8 protein-coding genes are annotated in these 18,558 nt (G+C 45.2%); 7 read left to right on the top strand and 1 reads right to left on the bottom strand.

The annotated features are described in order from the left end of the window. Positions 1-162 precede the first annotated feature (162 nt). The 7 genes from GJU82_RS13255 (at position 163) to metH (ending at position 17,001) form a co-directional block, all read left to right on the top strand. Positions 163-3,138 (top strand): TonB-dependent receptor, encoded by a 2,976-nt coding sequence (locus GJU82_RS13255; protein ID WP_153632584.1) that lies wholly within the window; start codon positions 163-165, stop codon positions 3,136-3,138. A gap of 18 nt (positions 3,139-3,156) precedes the next feature. After that, entirely contained in the window at positions 3,157-4,770 is a 1,614-nt protein-coding gene (locus GJU82_RS13250; RefSeq protein WP_153632583.1) for a RagB/SusD family nutrient uptake outer membrane protein, read from the top strand. A 19-nt stretch (positions 4,771-4,789) separates the two neighbouring features. Further along, positions 4,790-5,842, top strand: coding sequence for a SusE domain-containing protein (locus GJU82_RS13245; protein ID WP_153632582.1), 1,053 nt, complete (start codon positions 4,790-4,792; stop codon positions 5,840-5,842). Positions 5,843-5,872: 30 nt separating this feature from the next. Further along, positions 5,873-7,693, top strand: coding sequence for a SusF/SusE family outer membrane protein (locus tag GJU82_RS13240; protein WP_194831056.1), 1,821 nt, complete (start codon positions 5,873-5,875; stop codon positions 7,691-7,693). 132 nt (positions 7,694-7,825) lie between these two features. Further along, the gene (locus GJU82_RS13235) at positions 7,826-9,805 is read left to right on the top strand and encodes an alpha-amylase family glycosyl hydrolase (RefSeq protein WP_153632580.1); all 1,980 of its coding nucleotides are present in this window, start codon (positions 7,826-7,828) and stop codon (positions 9,803-9,805) included. A gap of 36 nt (positions 9,806-9,841) precedes the next feature. Next, entirely contained in the window at positions 9,842-12,616 is a 2,775-nt protein-coding gene (locus tag GJU82_RS13230; protein WP_153632579.1) for an alpha-amylase family glycosyl hydrolase, read from the top strand. Between the two features lie 713 nt (positions 12,617-13,329). Continuing rightward, positions 13,330-17,001: a methionine synthase gene (metH, locus tag GJU82_RS13225; RefSeq protein WP_153632578.1), complete on the top strand. Its 3,672-nt coding sequence runs from the start codon at positions 13,330-13,332 to the stop codon at positions 16,999-17,001. A gap of 42 nt (positions 17,002-17,043) precedes the next feature. On the opposite strand, the gene GJU82_RS13220 is transcribed toward metH, so the two are convergent. After that, the gene (locus GJU82_RS13220) at positions 17,044-18,555 is read right to left on the bottom strand and encodes a hypothetical protein (RefSeq protein ID WP_153632577.1); all 1,512 of its coding nucleotides are present in this window, start codon (positions 18,553-18,555) and stop codon (positions 17,044-17,046) included. Positions 18,556-18,558: the final 3 nt, after the last annotated feature.

Below are 18,558 nucleotides of genomic sequence, written 5' to 3'. Positions count from 1 at the left end.
CTAACTTAAAGTTAAAAAATGTTTATTTGAATTGGAAATTAGTGTGATCAGCTCTGTTTCCGGAAAGAATAATGGATGATTTTCAACTGTTTAATTCCTTTCAAAAAAGGAATCATTTCAATCGTATTAATTCTGTTTTTATGAACCTATAATTTGATCCTTATGAAGTTTGTCTTTGGAAAATTACATGTTTTGTTGCTGTTCTCAGCACTACTCATGGCAAACGTGTCATTTGCGCAAGAAATGACAATTACCGGTAAGGTCACAGACGCGTCCACCAAGGAGCCTTTGGTGGGAGCAACAGTTGTGATTGCCGGTACTACAAATGGTACAACAACCGACTTTGATGGTAATTACCGGCTAAATGTGACCAGGGGCCAGAGTCTGGTTTATTCGTTTATTGGTTACAGATCACAAACTATTACCATAAGTGGCCAAACTACACTTAACGTTGCCTTGGCCGTTGAAACCAAAGGCCTGGATGAAGTTGTTGTGATTGGTTATGGTCAAGTGAAGAAGAGCGATGCTACCGGTTCGGTAGTCGCTGTTGATTCGAAAGATTTCAATAAAGGGGCCATTACCTCTCCACAGGACCTGTTGGTAGGTAAAAGTGCTGGTGTGGTGATTACTCCCGGCGGCGGCGCTCCCGGAAGTGGTGCAACGATTCGTATTCGTGGGGGCTCTTCTTTGAATGCTTCCAATGATCCGTTGATTATTGTCGACGGCGTTCCACTGGATAATAATACAATTTCGGGTAGTGGCAACTTCCTGTCGTTCATTAACCCGAACGACATTGAGACTTTCACCGTGCTGAAAGATGCTTCGGCTACTGCTATTTATGGTTCACGTGCATCGAACGGTGTCATCCTGATTACCACGAAAAAAGGGAAAGCCGGCGCTCCGATGAAAATTGCCTACGATGGTAATGTATCGGTAGCGACTCCCGAAAAATATATGGATGTGTATTCGGGTGATGAAATGAGACAAATCGCTGCCAACCATATGGATTTGTTTGGTGCTGAGAACCTGAGTAACCTGGGACAGGAAAATACCAACTGGCAGAAAGAGATTTTCCGTACAACGATTTCTCATCAACACAACCTGAGTTTATCCGGTGCTGTAAAATGGATGCCTTATCGCGTATCGGTAGGTTATACCAACCAAAAAGGTATTCTGGAAAATACCGGGATGAAGCGAATGACAGCCGCCATCAACCTGAATCCTTCATTGCTGAATGGCGATTTGAAATTCAACGTTAGTGCAAAGGGGATGAATACCGATAATAATTTTGGTGATACCGGTGCCATTGGTTCAGCCATTAACATGGACCCGACCCAATCGGTTTACGACCCTACTAAAACAGGTTCGGCAGGTTATTATCAGTGGCAGAATTATGGAGCCAACCTGGGCACGCCTAACCCGGTGGAGCAGGCTTTGGCCGTCAATAATAAGTCGAATGTAAAACGTTTTGTCGGTAATGTTCAGGTAGACTACAAGCTGCCCTTCCTTCCTGATATGCATGCTAATTTGAATGTGGCAACGGATTATAGCAAAAGTGAGGGGCATAACAACCGTCCGACTACTTCTCCGTCCACTCTAACCAATCCTCTCTGGGGCAGGCTGAGTAACTATGATGGTAAAAACTACAACGACTTGCTTGATTTCTACCTGAACTACAAGAGGGACATTAAGTCAATTAACAGTAAAGTGGATGTAACAGGTGGTTATTCTTGGCAACACTTTAAGCATGAAAATTTCAACTATACACGTGGCATTGTTGACGAAAATCATCCTTACCAGAAAACTGATAGTACCAGAACTCCTACAGAAAACTACCTGGTATCTTTCTTCGGACGTTTGAACTATACCCTGGCTGATAAATATTTGTTGACCTTTACCATTCGTGATGATGGTTCTTCCCGTTTTGCCAAAGGGAATCGGTGGGGACTTTTCCCATCTGCTGCATTTGCCTGGAAAATGAAAGAGGAGTCATTCCTGAAAAATGTGAATGCGATTTCTGAAATGAAGCTGCGTTTAGGTTGGGGTATCACCGGTCAGCAGGATATCGGAAGCGATTACCCGGCCCAGGCAAAATATATATTGTCGAATGAGGGATATTACTATCAGATTGGTGGTGAGTTTCTCCCTACTTTGCGGCCGGATGCATATGATCCACACATCAAATGGGAAGAGACTACTACGAAAAACATCGGTCTTGATTTCGGTTTCCTTGATAACCGCATCTACGGTTCGGTTGATGTTTACAACCGTGTTACTGACAACTTGTTGAACCAGGTGACTATTCCCGGTGGCAGTAATTTCTCCAACACGTTGTTGACCAACGTCGGTAGCCTGGAAAATAAAGGAGTTGAATTCTCTCTCAACATGGTCCCGATTTCCAAAAAGGACATGTCGTTGAACATTGGATTCAACTTAACCTACAATAAAAACAAGATTACCAAATTGCTGATGACAGATGATCCTTCATATATTGGTATCTTGTATGGTGGTGGAATGACAGGTCAAAACCAGGTAACCCGCGTTGGACATCCAGCTTATTCATTCTTTGTGAACCAACAGGTGTACGATAACAACGGTAACCCAATTGAAGGATTGTACGTCGATCGTTCCGGTAATGGTGGTACGGTGAGTGGTGATAACAATGATAAATATATCTATCACAACCCGGTTCCGGATTATACCATGGGACTGTCGCTGCGTTTCAATTACAAGAATTTTGATTTCTCTGCTTCGTCAAGGGCAAACATTGGCAACTATGTTTACAACATGGTGCAGGCTGGTTCATCGCTGGATCAGATGCAGCAAATTGGGTACTGGAAGAACTTCCCAAGGTCCTTGAATAATACCAATTTTGTGAAGCGTCAGTTCTCAAGTGACTATTTCGTTCAGAATGCGTCATTCTTTAAATTGGATAATGTGAGTGCAGGTTACCAGTTTGACAACCTGGTTGACAACCTGAGTGCACGGGTAAGTTTTACCGTCCAGAATGTGTTTACCATTACCAATTACGATGGTATTGACCCAGAAGTACCTTACTCTGGTGGAACACCCGGAATTGACAGCAATTTCTATCCCAGGGCACGTACTTTTACGCTTGGTGTAAACCTGACTTATTAATCGACAACAGTAAGTAACATGAAGAAAATACATATCATATTAGGAATATTTCTTTCCGCACTGCTGATGCAGTCATGCGTGAATGATTTGGATGTGAAGCCAATCGATCCCAATACGATTATGGCAGGAAACTTAGGTGACGATCCTGTCTATATGAAGCAAGTATTGGGGAAAATCTACGCCAGTTTTATCGTTTCTGGTCAGAGTAATGACAACGCTGATATCAGCGCGTCTGATGCTAACTTCTTCACCACTTCCCGGGCTCTTTGGAACCTGCAGGAAATTACCACCGACGAAGCAATTTGTGCCTGGGGTGATATCGGCATTGCCGACCTGAATACCCAGACCTGGAGCCCGAGTAACCCATTCCTTACCGCATTGTACCAACGATTGAGTTTGAGTATTACTTATGCCAACGATTTTATTAGCAAAACCAAAGATAATACCGATCCAACCGTACAACGCTATACGGCTGAAGCACGTTTCCTGCGAGCTTTAGCTTACTATTACCAGATGGACCTGTTTGGTAACCCGCCTTTTACAACCGAAGCCGACGGGGTTGGTAAATTCTTCCCTAAGCAGATCAAACGGGCTGATTTGTTCAATTACATTGTCTCTGAACTTCACGCTATCGAACCTACATTGGGTGAACCTGGATTTTCGTATCCTGAAGCGGATAAAGCGGCTGATTGGATGTTGCTGGCACGGGTTTACCTGAATGCAGAGGTTTACACAGGACAAGCCAAGTGGGACAGCTGTAAGATTTATAGCGATAAAGTAATCAACAGCGGTAACTATTCGCTGGCTACCGATTATCGCCAGAACTTTAGCGCTGACAATGATGGTAACCACAACCCGGAGATGATTTTTGCTCTTGAGCAGGATGGAGTCCATACACAGGGTTATGTGGGTACGACTTTCATTATCGAGTCAAGTTGTGATGCAACCTATATTCCTGCTGAGCAATATGCCGGATTAACTTCCAATACCAATTGGAACGGTAACAGAGCAAGGAAAGACTTCCTGAATGTTATGGTGGATACCCTGGCAACTTATGGTAATACCTCGGTTCCGGCTTCCGATACCATTTTCGCCCAATCACCCGATCATCGCGTATTCCTGAGACAGAAGAGGAGCATTAATATTCCAAGTCCTTCTTCCAATGGTGACTTTGGCGTGGGGGTTTATAAGTTCACGGCCCTTAATCTTGACGGTTCAAAACCGGCAGATTACAACCCGGCTTTTGCTTGTACCGACTTCCCCATTTTCCGTCTGGCAGATGCTTACCTGATGAGAGCGGAAGCTTTACATCGTTTGGGTAATGATGCAGATGCTGTTAAGGATGTTAATGTAATCCGCGAACGTGCATATGGTAACACCAGCGGAGATATAACGGCCGGACAGCTTACAGATCAGTTCCTGTTGGATGAGCGTGGACGTGAATTCTACTACGAGGCTCAGCGTCGTACCGATTTGATCCGTTTTGGTCAATTTACTGACGGTACTTATAACTGGACCTGGAAAGGTGGCTCCTACGCAGGTATCAGTACGGATAGCCATCTGAACCTCTTCCCAATTCCTGGAGATGAGGTATCAGCGAACACGAACATTATGCAAAATCCAGGTTACTAATCCTTAAAACTTCGAAACAATGAATAAGCATTTAAAAATATTATTGGTCTTCATTGGATTGATCGGACTTTTTACCTCGTGTGACAACGACGGCATGAAAGTGGTAATGCTGGACAATCCAATTGCACCAACGCTAACAACGGTGCCCGACCTGACCCTTCAGCGGTCGGCAGGTAATGATACGCTGACATTTAGTGGGACCCCTGTTGACCCGGGTTTCCAGGCTTCAGCTAACTATTTTCTCGAAGCTTGTGCCAGCGGAAAAAACTTTGCTGATCCAATTACTTTGATTTCTGGCACTAGTCCTGATGTAATGAAGATCAAGGTTAGTGATTTAAACACAATTCTTCTCAGATCATTCAAGGGAGATGTAGCGACATCAGTTGATTTGAGATTGCGTGCTAATCTGGTGGTAGACGCCGGTACCGGAGCTATAGGTACGAGCTCAAAGCCATTAACCTACAGTTCTGAAATCAAAACGGTGGATGTGACCCCTTATGGTTTGCCCCGTTTGGATTTGATAGGTTTGGGCACGACCCAGAAGATTCAATCCGTGTTAGGTGATGGCGTTTACACTGGTTATGTAAGTCTGACTGCTAGCGATCTGTTTACACTGAATGATCCGGATGCAGCTACCAACTATGGTGACAACGGCAGCAATAATGGTAAACTGAAAGTTGATGGAGATGCTATCACTTCTCCGGGAGATGGATGGTATCAGTTGGATGCAGACATCAACAATCTTACTTATGCCCTTCAACCCTATAATGTTGGAGTCGTTGGTGCATTTACCGATTGGGGTGGTCAACCTGACCATATGATGGCCTACAATACAGATAAAGGATATTGGTATATCGACATTGACCTGCCTGCCGGCCCAATGAAATTCAGGCTGAACAGTGACTGGAGTGTCAACTGGGGACCTGGTGCAGATACTGACCTGCCAGCAGATGGCGGAACTTTGGCCTTACCTGATGGTAATGGTAACATTATTATCACATCTGCCGGAAACTACACCATCCATCTTACGTTGAATGGTAGTTCGGGTTCAGTTACTTTTATCAAGAATTAATCAATCTGGATGAGATTAAACGATATTTCTATGAAAAGAAAATCAATTTATATGATGATAGCATCCTTTGTTACAGCGGCAATCGTTTTTGCCGCCTGTACAAAGGATATGTCGGAGGTGCGTTTGGAGTCCAAGCTCACCACGACGGAGAAAATGGACGTCACTTCTGATTCGGCAACGGTTGTTGGATTTATCGTGTCGGAAGGACAGGGATTCACTGAAAAGGGGATTGTCTATAGTAAAGACTCCCTTCCCACAGTCGACGATAACAAGGCGGTTTATTCCGGTAACGAGAAAACAGCGGCCTTCACCGTGAAAATTGGTGGCCTGGACTATGCGACTAAATACTATGCAAGGGCATATGGTATTACTTCTTCCGGAACAATTTATGGTGAGCAGCTGACATTTACTACTTTGCCGGTTGTTCCGACGGTAACTACGGCTGACATTACCGATGTCACGGGTAATTCAGCGAAGGGAGGCGGCGAAGTGACTGTGTCCGGAGGTGCTGACGTTACTGCCCGGGGGGTATGTTTCAGTACAGAACATAATCCAACCCTTTCTAACAGCTTCACCACCGATGGTGATAGCCTGGGTACTTTTACCAGTAGTCTGGAAAACCTGAAAGGGAACATGGCTTACTATGTCCGTGCTTATGCTACCAACAGTGCAGGTACTGGTTATGGCCCCGAGGTGACGTTTAAGACTCTCGTGGATTTGCCAGTTGTCACTACAACTGCAGTTACTGAGATAACAAAAGTTTCTGCTGTGTCAGGAGGTAATGTTACCTATAATGGTGGAGCGGACGTAACTGCCAAAGGACTTGTTTGGAGTGAAACTGAGAATCCAACTATCACTGATAACGTGATTGACGGAGGCACAGGTACCGGTGCATTTACCAGTAATCTTTCCGGGCTGACATTGTATACTACTTATCATGTTCGTGCTTACGCAACGAATAGTGCAGGAACCGCTTACGGTGATGATATTGCCTTCACTACACTGGCCGATATTACCCAAATGTGGGTAGTCGGAGCTTATAATGGTTGGGATAACAGCGATGCTGCGGAATATATTATTTCAACGCCTACTAGTGGTGGAGTCGCTGAAGGCTATGTTTACCTGACCCAGGGAGGAATTAAGCTTGTGACAGATCACAGCTGGGACGATCCTCATACTTTTGGTGATGACGGATCCGGAACCAATACCTTAACCAATCCGGGAAGTGATATTACCATTCCTGCTGATGGATATTACCTGATCAAAGCCAACCTTGGTGATATGTCTTACTCTGTTACCATGACCGATTGGGGTGTTATTGGTAGTGCAACCCCGAACGGCTGGAATGATGAGACCGCACTTTCTTATGATCAAACCTCAAAAACATGGAGAGGTGTGGTTCACTTCGTTGCCGGAGAGTATAAGTTCAGAGCTAATCACAGTTGGGATTACAACTACGGAAGCGACAATGCGGACGGCACATTGCAAGCGGGCGGAGCCAACATCGCAGTGGATACTGAATCGGATTATGCCATTCAGTTGGATCTTAGCCATCCGAACGAATACACTTACAGCGTAAACCGTTGGGGACTTATTGGTAGTGCTACTCCTGACGGATGGAATTCCGATCAGAATATGACCTGGGATGCTGTGAATGATGTATTCACGATTACGCTTGATTTGACTGCCGGAGAAGCTAAATTCCGTGCAAATGATGATTGGCTGGTGGATTATGGTGGCGACCTTAATGCTCTGACTCCAGGTGGCGCTAACTTCGTTATTGATTCAGACGGTAATTATACCATTACATTTGATCCATGGGGATTAACAGCAACGATAACGAAAAACTAATATGCAATTATATCACTACAGCAGAAATGCTGTAGTGATTCTTTCTATCAAAAACCTCTTCTTATTTTATCTGAAGGGGTTTTTGATTATTTATTTCAAGTCACTTTATATTACCAAGCTTATTTGCCTACAGTGAAAAAATTACTTTCCATAGTATTTATTTTTCTTGCCCTTCATTCAATTGCACGGGCTCAGTCTGATGTCATGATGCAGGCATTCTACTGGGATCCGCCAGTTGATGCTGCACATTTGAATGGCATTTGGTGGGATAAACTGGCCGGTGAAATACCGGAACTGGAAGCTGCAGGGATCAAAGCATTATGGATTCCTTCTCCCTGTAAAGGGAATTGGGGAATATATGACATGGGTTATGGCATTTATGATCATTACGACCTGGGAAATTTCAACCAATGTGGAACCGTAGAGACCCGTTTCGGTTCGAAAGCCGAATTGATGAACCTTCTCCATGTGGCACATGATACTTCGAAAGGTCGGCGAATGGACATTTACGCCGACATGGTCATGAATCACATGTATTCGACCCAGGGAAAAGACCTGGAGCGAAACCCTGTTGTAAAAAAGTATATGCAGGAACAAGCAGTGATTGATGGAAAAGCCCATGCTCCATATCCAACCAATGAGATTGTCTGGCAATTCATTCCTTCCCGGCCCGGTAATTATTTATTCCACATCCGTGGATTTCATTTGAACTTCGGTGCGCCGGCATCAGAACGTTTTTTTCAATTTGAATGCAATTTTCCGGCCTTTGCCGGAAATGAATCAGAGGAAGCACCTCAAAAAAAATATTACAGGAATATTTTATCTCCTGAAAGTGAGCAATCTTTTCGGGTTAAAGTTCCTGCAGGTAAAACAGGTCAGCCCGTCACTATTCGTTTGGCCGCGCAAAAAGGTACTGATGACAAGAACTTTCAATGGACCGATCAGGCCAATGCTTATTACATTGCCGATGTAACCTTCAGTGGAAAATCGGTAAACGACTCCCTTTTTGCTTTAACACATACAGGTATCCACTATGTCGATCACGGAAATCTTCCTAACCTGAAATGGTGTTATTCCGATTTTCATCCTTCCGATGCAACGGATTCGCTTGGTTTTCCGGGAAACCGGGATACACTGATGACCAATGTGAAATGGTTTGGAAACGATTTGAATACCCTGAATCCCAAAGTTCAGCAACGGCTGATGGATTGGGGCAAGTGGCTGGCCGATTCCATTGGTTTCGATGGTTATCGCCTGGATTTTGTTCAGGGTTACCAGCCGGAAATGGTCGCCAAATGGGTGACGAACCTCCCTCCGGGTTCAGCCGGAAAACAACCTTTTATTGTCGGTGAATATTTTACCAATTATCCCGGCAGGATACATGACTGGGTACAACGTGTGAATAATTACCGTTTTTACGGAAAACATCCCAATGTTACTGCTTTCGATTTTCCGCTGAAGAAAGCATTGACCGACATGTGTAATGGCGATGGAAAGTCGTTTTCGATGAAACGCCTGGCAAGGGCTTCGATGTGCAATAACGAAAAGTATGAATTGCCGGCTTCATCGGTGGTCAGCTTTGCCGAGAATCATGATACAGGGAAAGAACATGATAAGTGGATCGTGAAAGACTGGCGGATGGCCTATGCCTACATTTTGTTTGCGCCTGAACGGCCTTGCATTTTCTATCCACATTATTATGGGGTAAAGCAACATGACGTTAACGACAAGAAATTTTCGGTTCAGTCACCTGATTCGCTGAAATCCTTTATTGATAAATTAATTAAAATCCGGGCCAAATACCTTAACGGTTCAATGATTCCATTGAAGTTTAACGAATGTTCTGCTCCCGGTAATTTATTTGTGGCGATACGTGAAGGCGGAGAGAAGAACTCCGGTGCCATTTTAGTTTTAAACAATAATGACTCAAAAGAGCTAAGTTGCGTGGCTGACACGAAAGCAAAGTGCTACTCCGACTTGGCGGGTAAAAAGCTGATGAATTTGCTCCGGCCCGGCGATGAAGTGAATGTATCCGGAAGTGGATTTGTGGAACTAAAAGCGCCTTCAAGAGGTATATCCATATATGTGCGGGCCGACAGGCTTCATAAATAATAATAAATTATTTCCAATCATAATACTGAGAACCAGATGACACTGATGAAGAAAACACTATTCCTGATCGCACTCCTGCTTGTGAGCTTGACGGCAGGGGCACAAACCGTTACAGATTATTCTGTAACTACTGAACCGGCTTTTATTACGGCAAATCAACAGGTAAAAGTAATTTTTGACCTGAAAAGTTTTGATACAGCAGCAAATTGGGGGGATGTTTACCTGTGGATCTGGCTTTCTGATCCGGATACCGGAAATCCAACCGACCAGGGAACCTGGGCCAATACCAGCGATGCGTATAAAATGACTAGCGAGGGGAATAATCAGTATTCTTTCACCTTTACTCCTTCGGCTCTTTGGCCGAACGTCGATCCGACGACGATTAAGAAAATTGGTGTGATTGCTAAAGCGAAAGACGGCTCCGGAGATAACAAAACCAATCCGGATTATTTGCTGGATGTGACAGCACAAGGCGTGCTGGAAATTCAGAATTCGGTCACATCTCCGTACATTGGAATGGCTGGTGAATCACTCCCGGTTTCTATTGTGGCCAGTGAACCGGCCGATATCACGCTTTTGCTTGATGATACCGAATTGCAAACTGCAACAGGAACAAGCCTCGATTATACAGCCACTTTGCCGCAATCGGGCGATCACTGGTTGATTACCAAGGCCCAGGCTGGCGCTGAAATAAAATATGATTCGGTTTTTGTCACCATTCGGCAGGATTTGACCGGAACAATGCCGGCTGCTTACCACAAAGGAATTAATTACGTTGATGATACGACCGTCGGTCTGGTGCTTTGGGCTCCATATAAACAAGATGTGTATGTGTTGGGTGAATTCGATAACTGGCAACCCTCCGCAGCATACCAGATGCATAAGGATGGCGATTATTATTGGATTACTTTGAATATTGAAAAAGGGAAGGAGTATCTGTATCAGTATCTGGTTGATGGGACCATCAAGATTGCCGATCCCTATACGGAAAAGGTGAGTGATCCCTGGAACGATCAATATATTTCCAGTACCACTTATCCAAATTTGATTGCTTATCCTACCGGGAAGACAACCGGGATTACTTCCAGTTTTCAAACGGCGCAAACACCTTATAACTGGCAGGTTACCAATTTTTCTTCACCATCTCCCGACTCATTGGTCGTTTATGAGTTGCTGGTGAGAGATTTTGATGCATCACATTCTTTCCAGGGGGTGATTAATCATCTTGATTATCTGCAGGATTTGAATATCAATGTGCTGGAGTTGATGCCGGTAAACGAATTTGAAGGCAACAGCAGTTGGGGGTATAACCCCGATTTCTATTTCGCACCGGATAAGTACTATGGCCCGAAAAATGAACTGAAGAAACTGGTTGACGAATGCCATAAGAGAGGTATCGCTGTCGTGATTGATTTGGTTTTGAATCACTCGTACGGCCAAAGCCCGTTTGTGCAATTATATTTTAAAGATGGTGCGCCTACCGCACAAAATCCCTGGTATAATCAGCAAAGTAATTTCGAAAATCCGGATGCTCAATGGGGCTACGATTTTAATCACGAAAGTGCGGCGACACAACAGCTGGTCGATAGCATCAATTCCTTCTGGATGGGCGAGTACAAAGTGGATGGTTTCCGCTATGACTTTACCAAAGGATTTTCCAATAATTTCAAACCGTTGGCAACCGATCCGTGGGGAAGTAAATATGATGCCGATCGTATCCGGATTTTGGAGCGAATGGCCGATCAGGTATGGAAACGGAAATCGGATGCACTGGTTATTTTTGAGCATCTGGCTGATAATAATGAGGAAACGGTTTTAGCCGATTATAATAAAGGAATTCTGCTCTGGGGCAATATGTCGGGGGCGGCCCAAAATGCAGCGAAAGGAAATGTGGCTAATAATAATGCTGATTTTTCCTGGGCTTCATACTCGCAACGTGGCTGGAATAAATCCCGACTGGTTGGATATATGGAAAGCCACGATGAACAACGGGTAGCCTATGTAGCCGAAACCTCAGGGTTGGCTGATGGAGATTACAACATAAAAGATGTACCTACTACGTTAAACCGAATCGAGCTGAATGCTGCGTTATTCTTTACCATTCCTGGTCCGAAAATGTTTTATATGTTCGACGAATTGGGTAATGATAAGGACATCAATGTGCCGAGTCGTACAGGAGAGAAAGAGCCTCTTTGGAGCTATGTGGATGATCCGGATCGCACCGATGTTTTCCAGACGTATGCCAAGTTATTTTACCTGAAGCGCAATTATGGCATCTTCTCAACCACCGATTTTACTTACTCATTGAACGGAGTCACGAAATGGATTAAACTGAACAAGGATAATCAGCACGTGGTAGTCGAGGGGAACTTTGGATTAACGAGTGCGGATATGTCTGTTGACTTCCCGGTTACCGGAAAGTGGTATGAATATTTTACCGGCGATTCTATTACTCTTACCAACAATTCATACATGGTTAATTTAGCTCCGGGTGAGTACCGGCTATATTCAACCGAGAAATTTACGAAAGACAAAATTGTAACCGATGTACCGGCTGTTTCTGCTAACGATAACCCATTACAGGTATGGCCCAATCCGGTTCAGAACAGTTTGAACCTGTCGGCTGATGAAGACATGAACCGTGTCACCGTGTATTCCATTACCGGCCGGGTATTGCTCGATAAAAGCTTTCCTGGCTACGGCAAAACATCAGTGGCGATTCAATCCGATGGCTGGCCGCAGGGGACCTATATTGTAAAAGTAATTACCACTTCCGGCAATGTGGAAACACGGAAGGTGATGAAATACTAATTCTGGTTGCTGAAGACTGTATGATTTTTTGCCTGAAATAGAGGTTCGGATTTTCCGTTTAAAGAAAGGATCCGGTCATTCACCACATAAAATCGGACGTTCGTCAAAATTTTTTTTCTGTTTGCACAGGAATACCTTAATTGCTGCCGGGTAAAATGTGCTATATTTGCGCGAAATTCTTTTTTATTCAGTTTAAATACTGATAATCTGAAGATGAATATCTTTTTCTGTTTTTAAAATGATTGAAAGAACGAGCATAGAAACGCTGAAACCGGCCATCCGAAAATCTTCGGGGAATGGTCTTTTTATGGTTAGTCATATGCATTTTTCCAATCAATGTATGCGCTGATTAGCGCTAATTACTTCCAGTCGTCCCCGCTGTTATTGCTTTCTTTCGAAGATACATACCCAATACGTATGTTAAAAAATCATGCGGACAGGCTTCTGCTTTCCCCGCAGGACATAATATCTCAATGGATAGTTGTTCGGAAAGTTAATGACCATCCGGTTTCCATTCAAATACTTCGGGATTCTGTTAACGGAATTGAACTGTGCAACAGGGAAATGAACCGGACCGTAGATTCTCTGTTTAGGAAGAGGTTAAAGTAACCGTAGGGGTTTAATATGATAATAAGTGAGATGTTCTTTTGAAACTCATAGCTTTGTGCACAACAAAGAAATAAGGTGCTTTTAGAGGAAAAGATATAATTGATATGACAAGCAAATACGACATACAAGAGGAAATCAAAAAGCGTGTCCTGGTGCTCGATGGGGCTATGGGGACAATGATCCAACAACATAAACTGGATGAAGCAGACTTTCGCGGAAGCCGTTTTGCCGACTGGGATCACCCGCTGAGAGGGAATAACGACCTTCTTTCCATCGTTCGGCCCGATATCATCCGGGAAATTCATGAAGCATTTCTCGAGGCGGGGGCCGATATTCTCGAAACAAATACATTCAATGCGAACCGCATTTCCCAATCCGATTACGGAATGGAAGAGTTGGTGTATGAACTGAATGTAGCTTCGGTGAAGGTGGCCCGTGAAGCAGCGGAGAAATTCTCGATGCCTGGTAAGCCGCGTTTTGTCGCCGGGTCACTCGGACCAACCAATAAAACAGCGTCGATGTCACCCGATGTGAACGACCCGGGTTTTCGTGCCGTTAGCTACAACGATCTGAAAGAGGTGTACCGGGAACAGGTGGACGGACTGCTCGACGGCGGAGTGGATTTGTTGCTGGTGGAAACGATTTTCGATACGCTGAATGCCAAGGCCGCTTTGATGGCTATTGACGAAGCGCTTGAAGCACGTGGTATTCGGAAACCGGTGATGGTTTCCGGTACGATTACCGACGCCAGTGGCCGAACGCTTTCCGGGCAAACCGTTGAGGCATTTCTCAATTCGGTTTCGCACATGGACTTGCTGACCATCGGGCTGAACTGCTCATTGGGTGCAAAAGATATGCGTCCGTACCTGGAAGAGCTGGGCCGGAAAGCGCCGTTTTATATCAGTGCGTATCCGAATGCCGGCTTGCCCAACCAGTTTGGTGAATACGACGAAACGCCCGAAATGATGGCTGAGCAGGTGAAAGGTTTTCTCGACAAGAGTACGGTAAATATTGTTGGTGGATGTTGCGGTACCACGCCCGACCACATTCGTGAACTGGCCAAACTGGCGAAAAAGGCCCAGCCACACGAAAAAGTTCAACCGGACGTGGCGATGCGCCTGAGCGGATTGGAACCCCTTACGGTGAATCGGGCCTCGAACTTCATTAATGTTGGAGAACGTTGTAACGTGGCGGGATCGCGCAAATTTGCCCGTCTCATTCGAGAAGAAAAGTATGAGGAAGCACTTTCCATTGCCCGCGAAATGGTAGAAGGTGGCGCGCAGGTTATCGATGTGAACCTGGATGATGCCATGCTTGACGCGAAAAAAGAGATGGTCCGTTTTCTTAATATGCTGATGGCTGAACCGGATATTGCCCGGCTACCTGTCATGATTGATTCTTCCAAGTGGGAAGTAATCGAAGCAGGGTTGCAATGTTTGCAAGGGAAAGCGATCGTCAATTCCATCAGCCTGAAAGAAGGCGGGACAGAATTTAAAGCACATGCCCACAAAATAAAACAGTACGGAGCGGCAGTAGTCGTTATGGCTTTTGATGAAGACGGTCAGGCTGACAGCTATGAACGTCGTATCCAAATATGTGAAAGGGCGTACCGTATTCTTACCGAGGAGGTCCATTTCCCGGCAACGGATATTATTTTTGACCCGAATATCCTGACGGTTGGAACCGGAATTGAGGAACACAACAATTATGCGGTTGATTACATCCGGGCAACAAAGTGGATTAAGGAAAATCTGCCTGAAGCGCGTGTGAGTGGAGGTGTTTCGAATGTGTCGTTTTCCTTCCGCGGAAACAATGTGGTCCGCGAAGCCATGCATTCGGCATTCTTGTACCATGCTATTAAAGCGGGTATGGACATGGGAATTGTCAACCCGGGCATGCTCCAGATTTATGATGAGATTCCAAAAGATTTGCTCGAACGTGTTGAAGATGTTATTCTGAACCGACGTCCCGATTCAACGGAACGATTGCTTGAATTCGCCGAACAGGTAAAAGATTCCGGGCATAAAGAGGCGAAGAAAAATGTATGGCGCGAATTGCCGGTAAAGGAAAGGCTCGAACATGCGTTAGTGAAGGGAATTCCCGATTATGTGGAAGAGGATTTAGCCGAAATAATGCCTCAGTTCGATGCCGCACTCAACATTATCGAGGGCCCGCTGATGGATGGGATGAACATTGTCGGCGATCTGTTTGGAGATGGTAAAATGTTTCTTCCGCAGGTCATTAAATCGGCCCGTGTGATGAAGAAAGCTGTTGCCTGGCTGCAGCCCCACATTGAGCGGGAAAAAGCTGAAAATGGCACGGAAATAAAGAATCGCACCAAAGTATTGCTGGCTACCGTGAAGGGTGATGTGCACGACATTGGTAAAAATATTGTCGGGGTGGTGCTGGCCTGTAATAACATTGATGTAATTGATTTGGGTGTGATGGTCCCGACGGAAACTATCCTGGCGAAAGCCGGGGAAGAAAAAGTCGATTTGATTGGAGTCAGCGGCCTGATTACACCTTCGCTGGAGGAGATGGTACTGGTGGCCCGTGAAATGGAGAACCGGGGGTTGAAAATCCCTCTCATTATTGGTGGGGCTACTACGTCAAAAATTCATACAGCCGTAAAAATTGAGCCTGAATACAGTCAGCCGGTGGTGCATGTTAAGGATGCCTCCCGCGCCGTAGGTGTGGTGCAAAGCCTGACAACCGGCGACCAGAAATACATGGATGGTATAAAAGCCGAATACGAAGGTATTCGCGAATTTCATGGAAATAGAAAGCCGAAGTCGTACTTAACTTTTGATCAGGCAAAGAAAAATGCTTTTCGTCCTGATTGGAAAACACAGCCGGTTTACACACCGAAATTTACCGGTGTGAAAGTTTTTGACGATTACCCGCTGGAGGAGTTACGTGAGTATATCGACTGGACCTTCTTCTTCCTAGCCTGGGAACTGCGGGCGCATTTCCCGGATGTGCTGACTGACCCGAAAATGGGAGAAGAGGCACGCAAACTGTTTGCCGATGCCAATGCCATGCTTGACGAGATCATTGAGAAGAAAATGCTCAGGGCCAGCGGTGTGTTTGGTTTGTGGCCGGCTAATTCAGTCGGTGAAGATATTGAGCTGTACACCGACGAATCACGTACTGAAAAAGTGGGCGCTTTCTATCATTTGCGGCAGCAAACCATCAAAAAAGAGGATGGCAAACCCAACTATTGTCTTAGTGATTTTGTAGCGCCTAAAGAGAGTGGCGTGAAGGATTACTGTGGTGGTTTTGCCGTGACAGCCGGGATTGGCATCGAGAAATGGGTAGAAGAGTACAAAGCGGATCACAACGATTACAAAGCGATTATGCTGGAAGCGCTGGCTGATCGTCTGGCCGAGGCTTTCGCCGAAAGACTGCACGAACGAGTTCGTAAAGAGTTCTGGGCTTATGTCCCGGATGAAAATTTAACGAAAGAAGAATTGATTCGGGTCAAGTACCAGGGAATCCGCCCGGCGTTGGGTTATCCGGCCTGCCCGGAACACTCGGAGAAAGAGAACCTGTTCAATCTGTTGGATGCAGAGAAAAATACCGGCATTAAGCTCACCGAGCATTTTGCCATGTACCCGACAGCCTCGGTTAGCGGACAGTATTTTGCACATCCCCGCTCCATTTATTTTGGTGTGGATAAAGTAGGTAAAGATCAGGTGGAAGATTACGCGCGACGGAAAAATGAATCAGTCGAATTCATCGAGAAATTCCTTCCGGTGAACCTGAATTATAAATAATATTAGGATGAAGAGGGGACCATTTTTCGATTCCCTCTTCTCTTATTTTAGCAGTACTTTCCCGGTTGCGATTTGAATACCGATTCTCTGGTTATCGGATGTGTACAATATTTTTCCGGAAGTCACTACCCCGTTACTGTTGTGGGTTGTCGTTCCGGTTATAGTGACCAATGCATATCCCGGGTTTCCTATATAACTTGCCTGGGCATTTCCTATGCGGGACGCTGATGAACTGACAATACCGGCCAGAAAATCGCCATCCTGGTATTTCCTGATTTTCCCTGTCGATGGATCAATTCCGGCAATATCGCCCGGAGTTAATGTCTCCTCTGCCGGCATATACTCGGCATAAGAATCGGTCCCGGGACTAATAAAGGCATGTTGATTGACTGTGATATTTCCATTGACATTGAAAACTTCAGAAGTGTCAGCCAGGTCATCAAAGGTCAGTTTTCCGCTCTGCGTAAAGTGCATGAAATAGCCATAACCGGTACTCTGAACACGGAATAGGTTGTCGTTGTTGTCCAGGTTCCATTCATTATCTCCTTTTCTCAACATGAGAATGGAGCGCTTGTCCGTTGCTTTCGATTGTAAGAGAATCGTTGCCGGCGTTTCATTGGCCTGAATGGTTACCGGATAATTACCTGTGTGAAACTGGCTTGTTCCGATATTAAGTTCTGCGTCGGTACCATAAATCCAGGTATTGGCGTAAATATCATTTTCCGACGGCCCTGAGAGTGTCCCCGTCGAGAATAGCCCATTAACAAGCATCCTGGCATTGTGCGTTGCGATGAGGGCAGTATCGTTTCCCCACGGGAACTCAACGCGGGTTTGAATGAAACCTGAATCATCTTCACATTCAATCGAAAAATGTTGGTGCAGGCGGTTCGGGTAATGCAAATAGTAGTGAGCGACCATCGCAATTTTCCCGTCGTCGTGTTTGTCGTACCAAACGGTTGCTGTTTTGGCTGTGTCTGCGGGCCATTTCATTATAATTAGCGCAGATTCCGGAAGTTCAGCTTGATCGGTCTGCAGGCGCATTCGCCCGTTGTCCCGCATCGCTAAAGCATAGGTCGAATCAATGGAACCGATCGAGGTATTTTTCAGGGTATAAAGATGGTTCCCGGAAATGTACCAGTTGGAGCTGTCGATAACGGTTTGTGCGTCGAGGGTCAATGGCACCGGATAAATTTTGGCGTAACCCAAATCAAAAATATCGCCGCTGCTTACTATTTGGGCTGTTATGTGGAACAAATATCCGGAAGACTTACTCCAGTCAATCTGATCAAAATTGCCCGTTTTTACTGTTCCGTTTCCGATGGATGCTGACAGATACCCGGTATTGTTGGTTGTTTCGGTCTGCGTTTCTTCATAAATCACCTGGGAATGGTTGACGGCCGAGACAAGTTGAACGTCAAGTTTTATCGATTGATTTTCCGGAACCGTCCCGTTGTCATTCTGCAGGATGGCATTGAATGAAAGCCGCTGCGTTGATTGGGCGGTCCCCAGGAACGGTATGGTAAGGAATAAGATAAGAATCAGTTGCTTTTTCATGGC

This window comes from Prolixibacter sp. SD074, assembly GCF_009617895.1.
Classification (GTDB): domain Bacteria; phylum Bacteroidota; class Bacteroidia; order Bacteroidales; family Prolixibacteraceae; genus Prolixibacter.
Note: the sequence above shows the minus strand (reverse complement) of the source record. Positions and strands in the feature narration are given on the sequence as shown.

Bases quoted from the DNA above. Each gene is read 5' to 3' on its own strand.
- GJU82_RS13255 (WP_153632584.1), top strand. From the start codon at position 163: ATGAAGTTTGTCTTTGGAAAATTACATGTTTTGTTGCTGTTCTCAGCA.
- GJU82_RS13250 (WP_153632583.1), top strand. From the start codon at position 3,157: ATGAAGAAAATACATATCATATTAGGAATATTTCTTTCCGCACTGCTG.
- GJU82_RS13245 (WP_153632582.1), top strand. From the start codon at position 4,790: ATGAATAAGCATTTAAAAATATTATTGGTCTTCATTGGATTGATCGGA.
- GJU82_RS13240 (WP_194831056.1), top strand. From the start codon at position 5,873: ATGAAAAGAAAATCAATTTATATGATGATAGCATCCTTTGTTACAGCG.
- GJU82_RS13230 (WP_153632579.1), top strand. From the start codon at position 9,842: ATGACACTGATGAAGAAAACACTATTCCTGATCGCACTCCTGCTTGTG.
- metH (WP_153632578.1), top strand. From the start codon at position 13,330: ATGACAAGCAAATACGACATACAAGAGGAAATCAAAAAGCGTGTCCTG.
- GJU82_RS13220 (WP_153632577.1), bottom strand. From the start codon at position 18,555: ATGAAAAAGCAACTGATTCTTATCTTATTCCTTACCATACCGTTCCTG.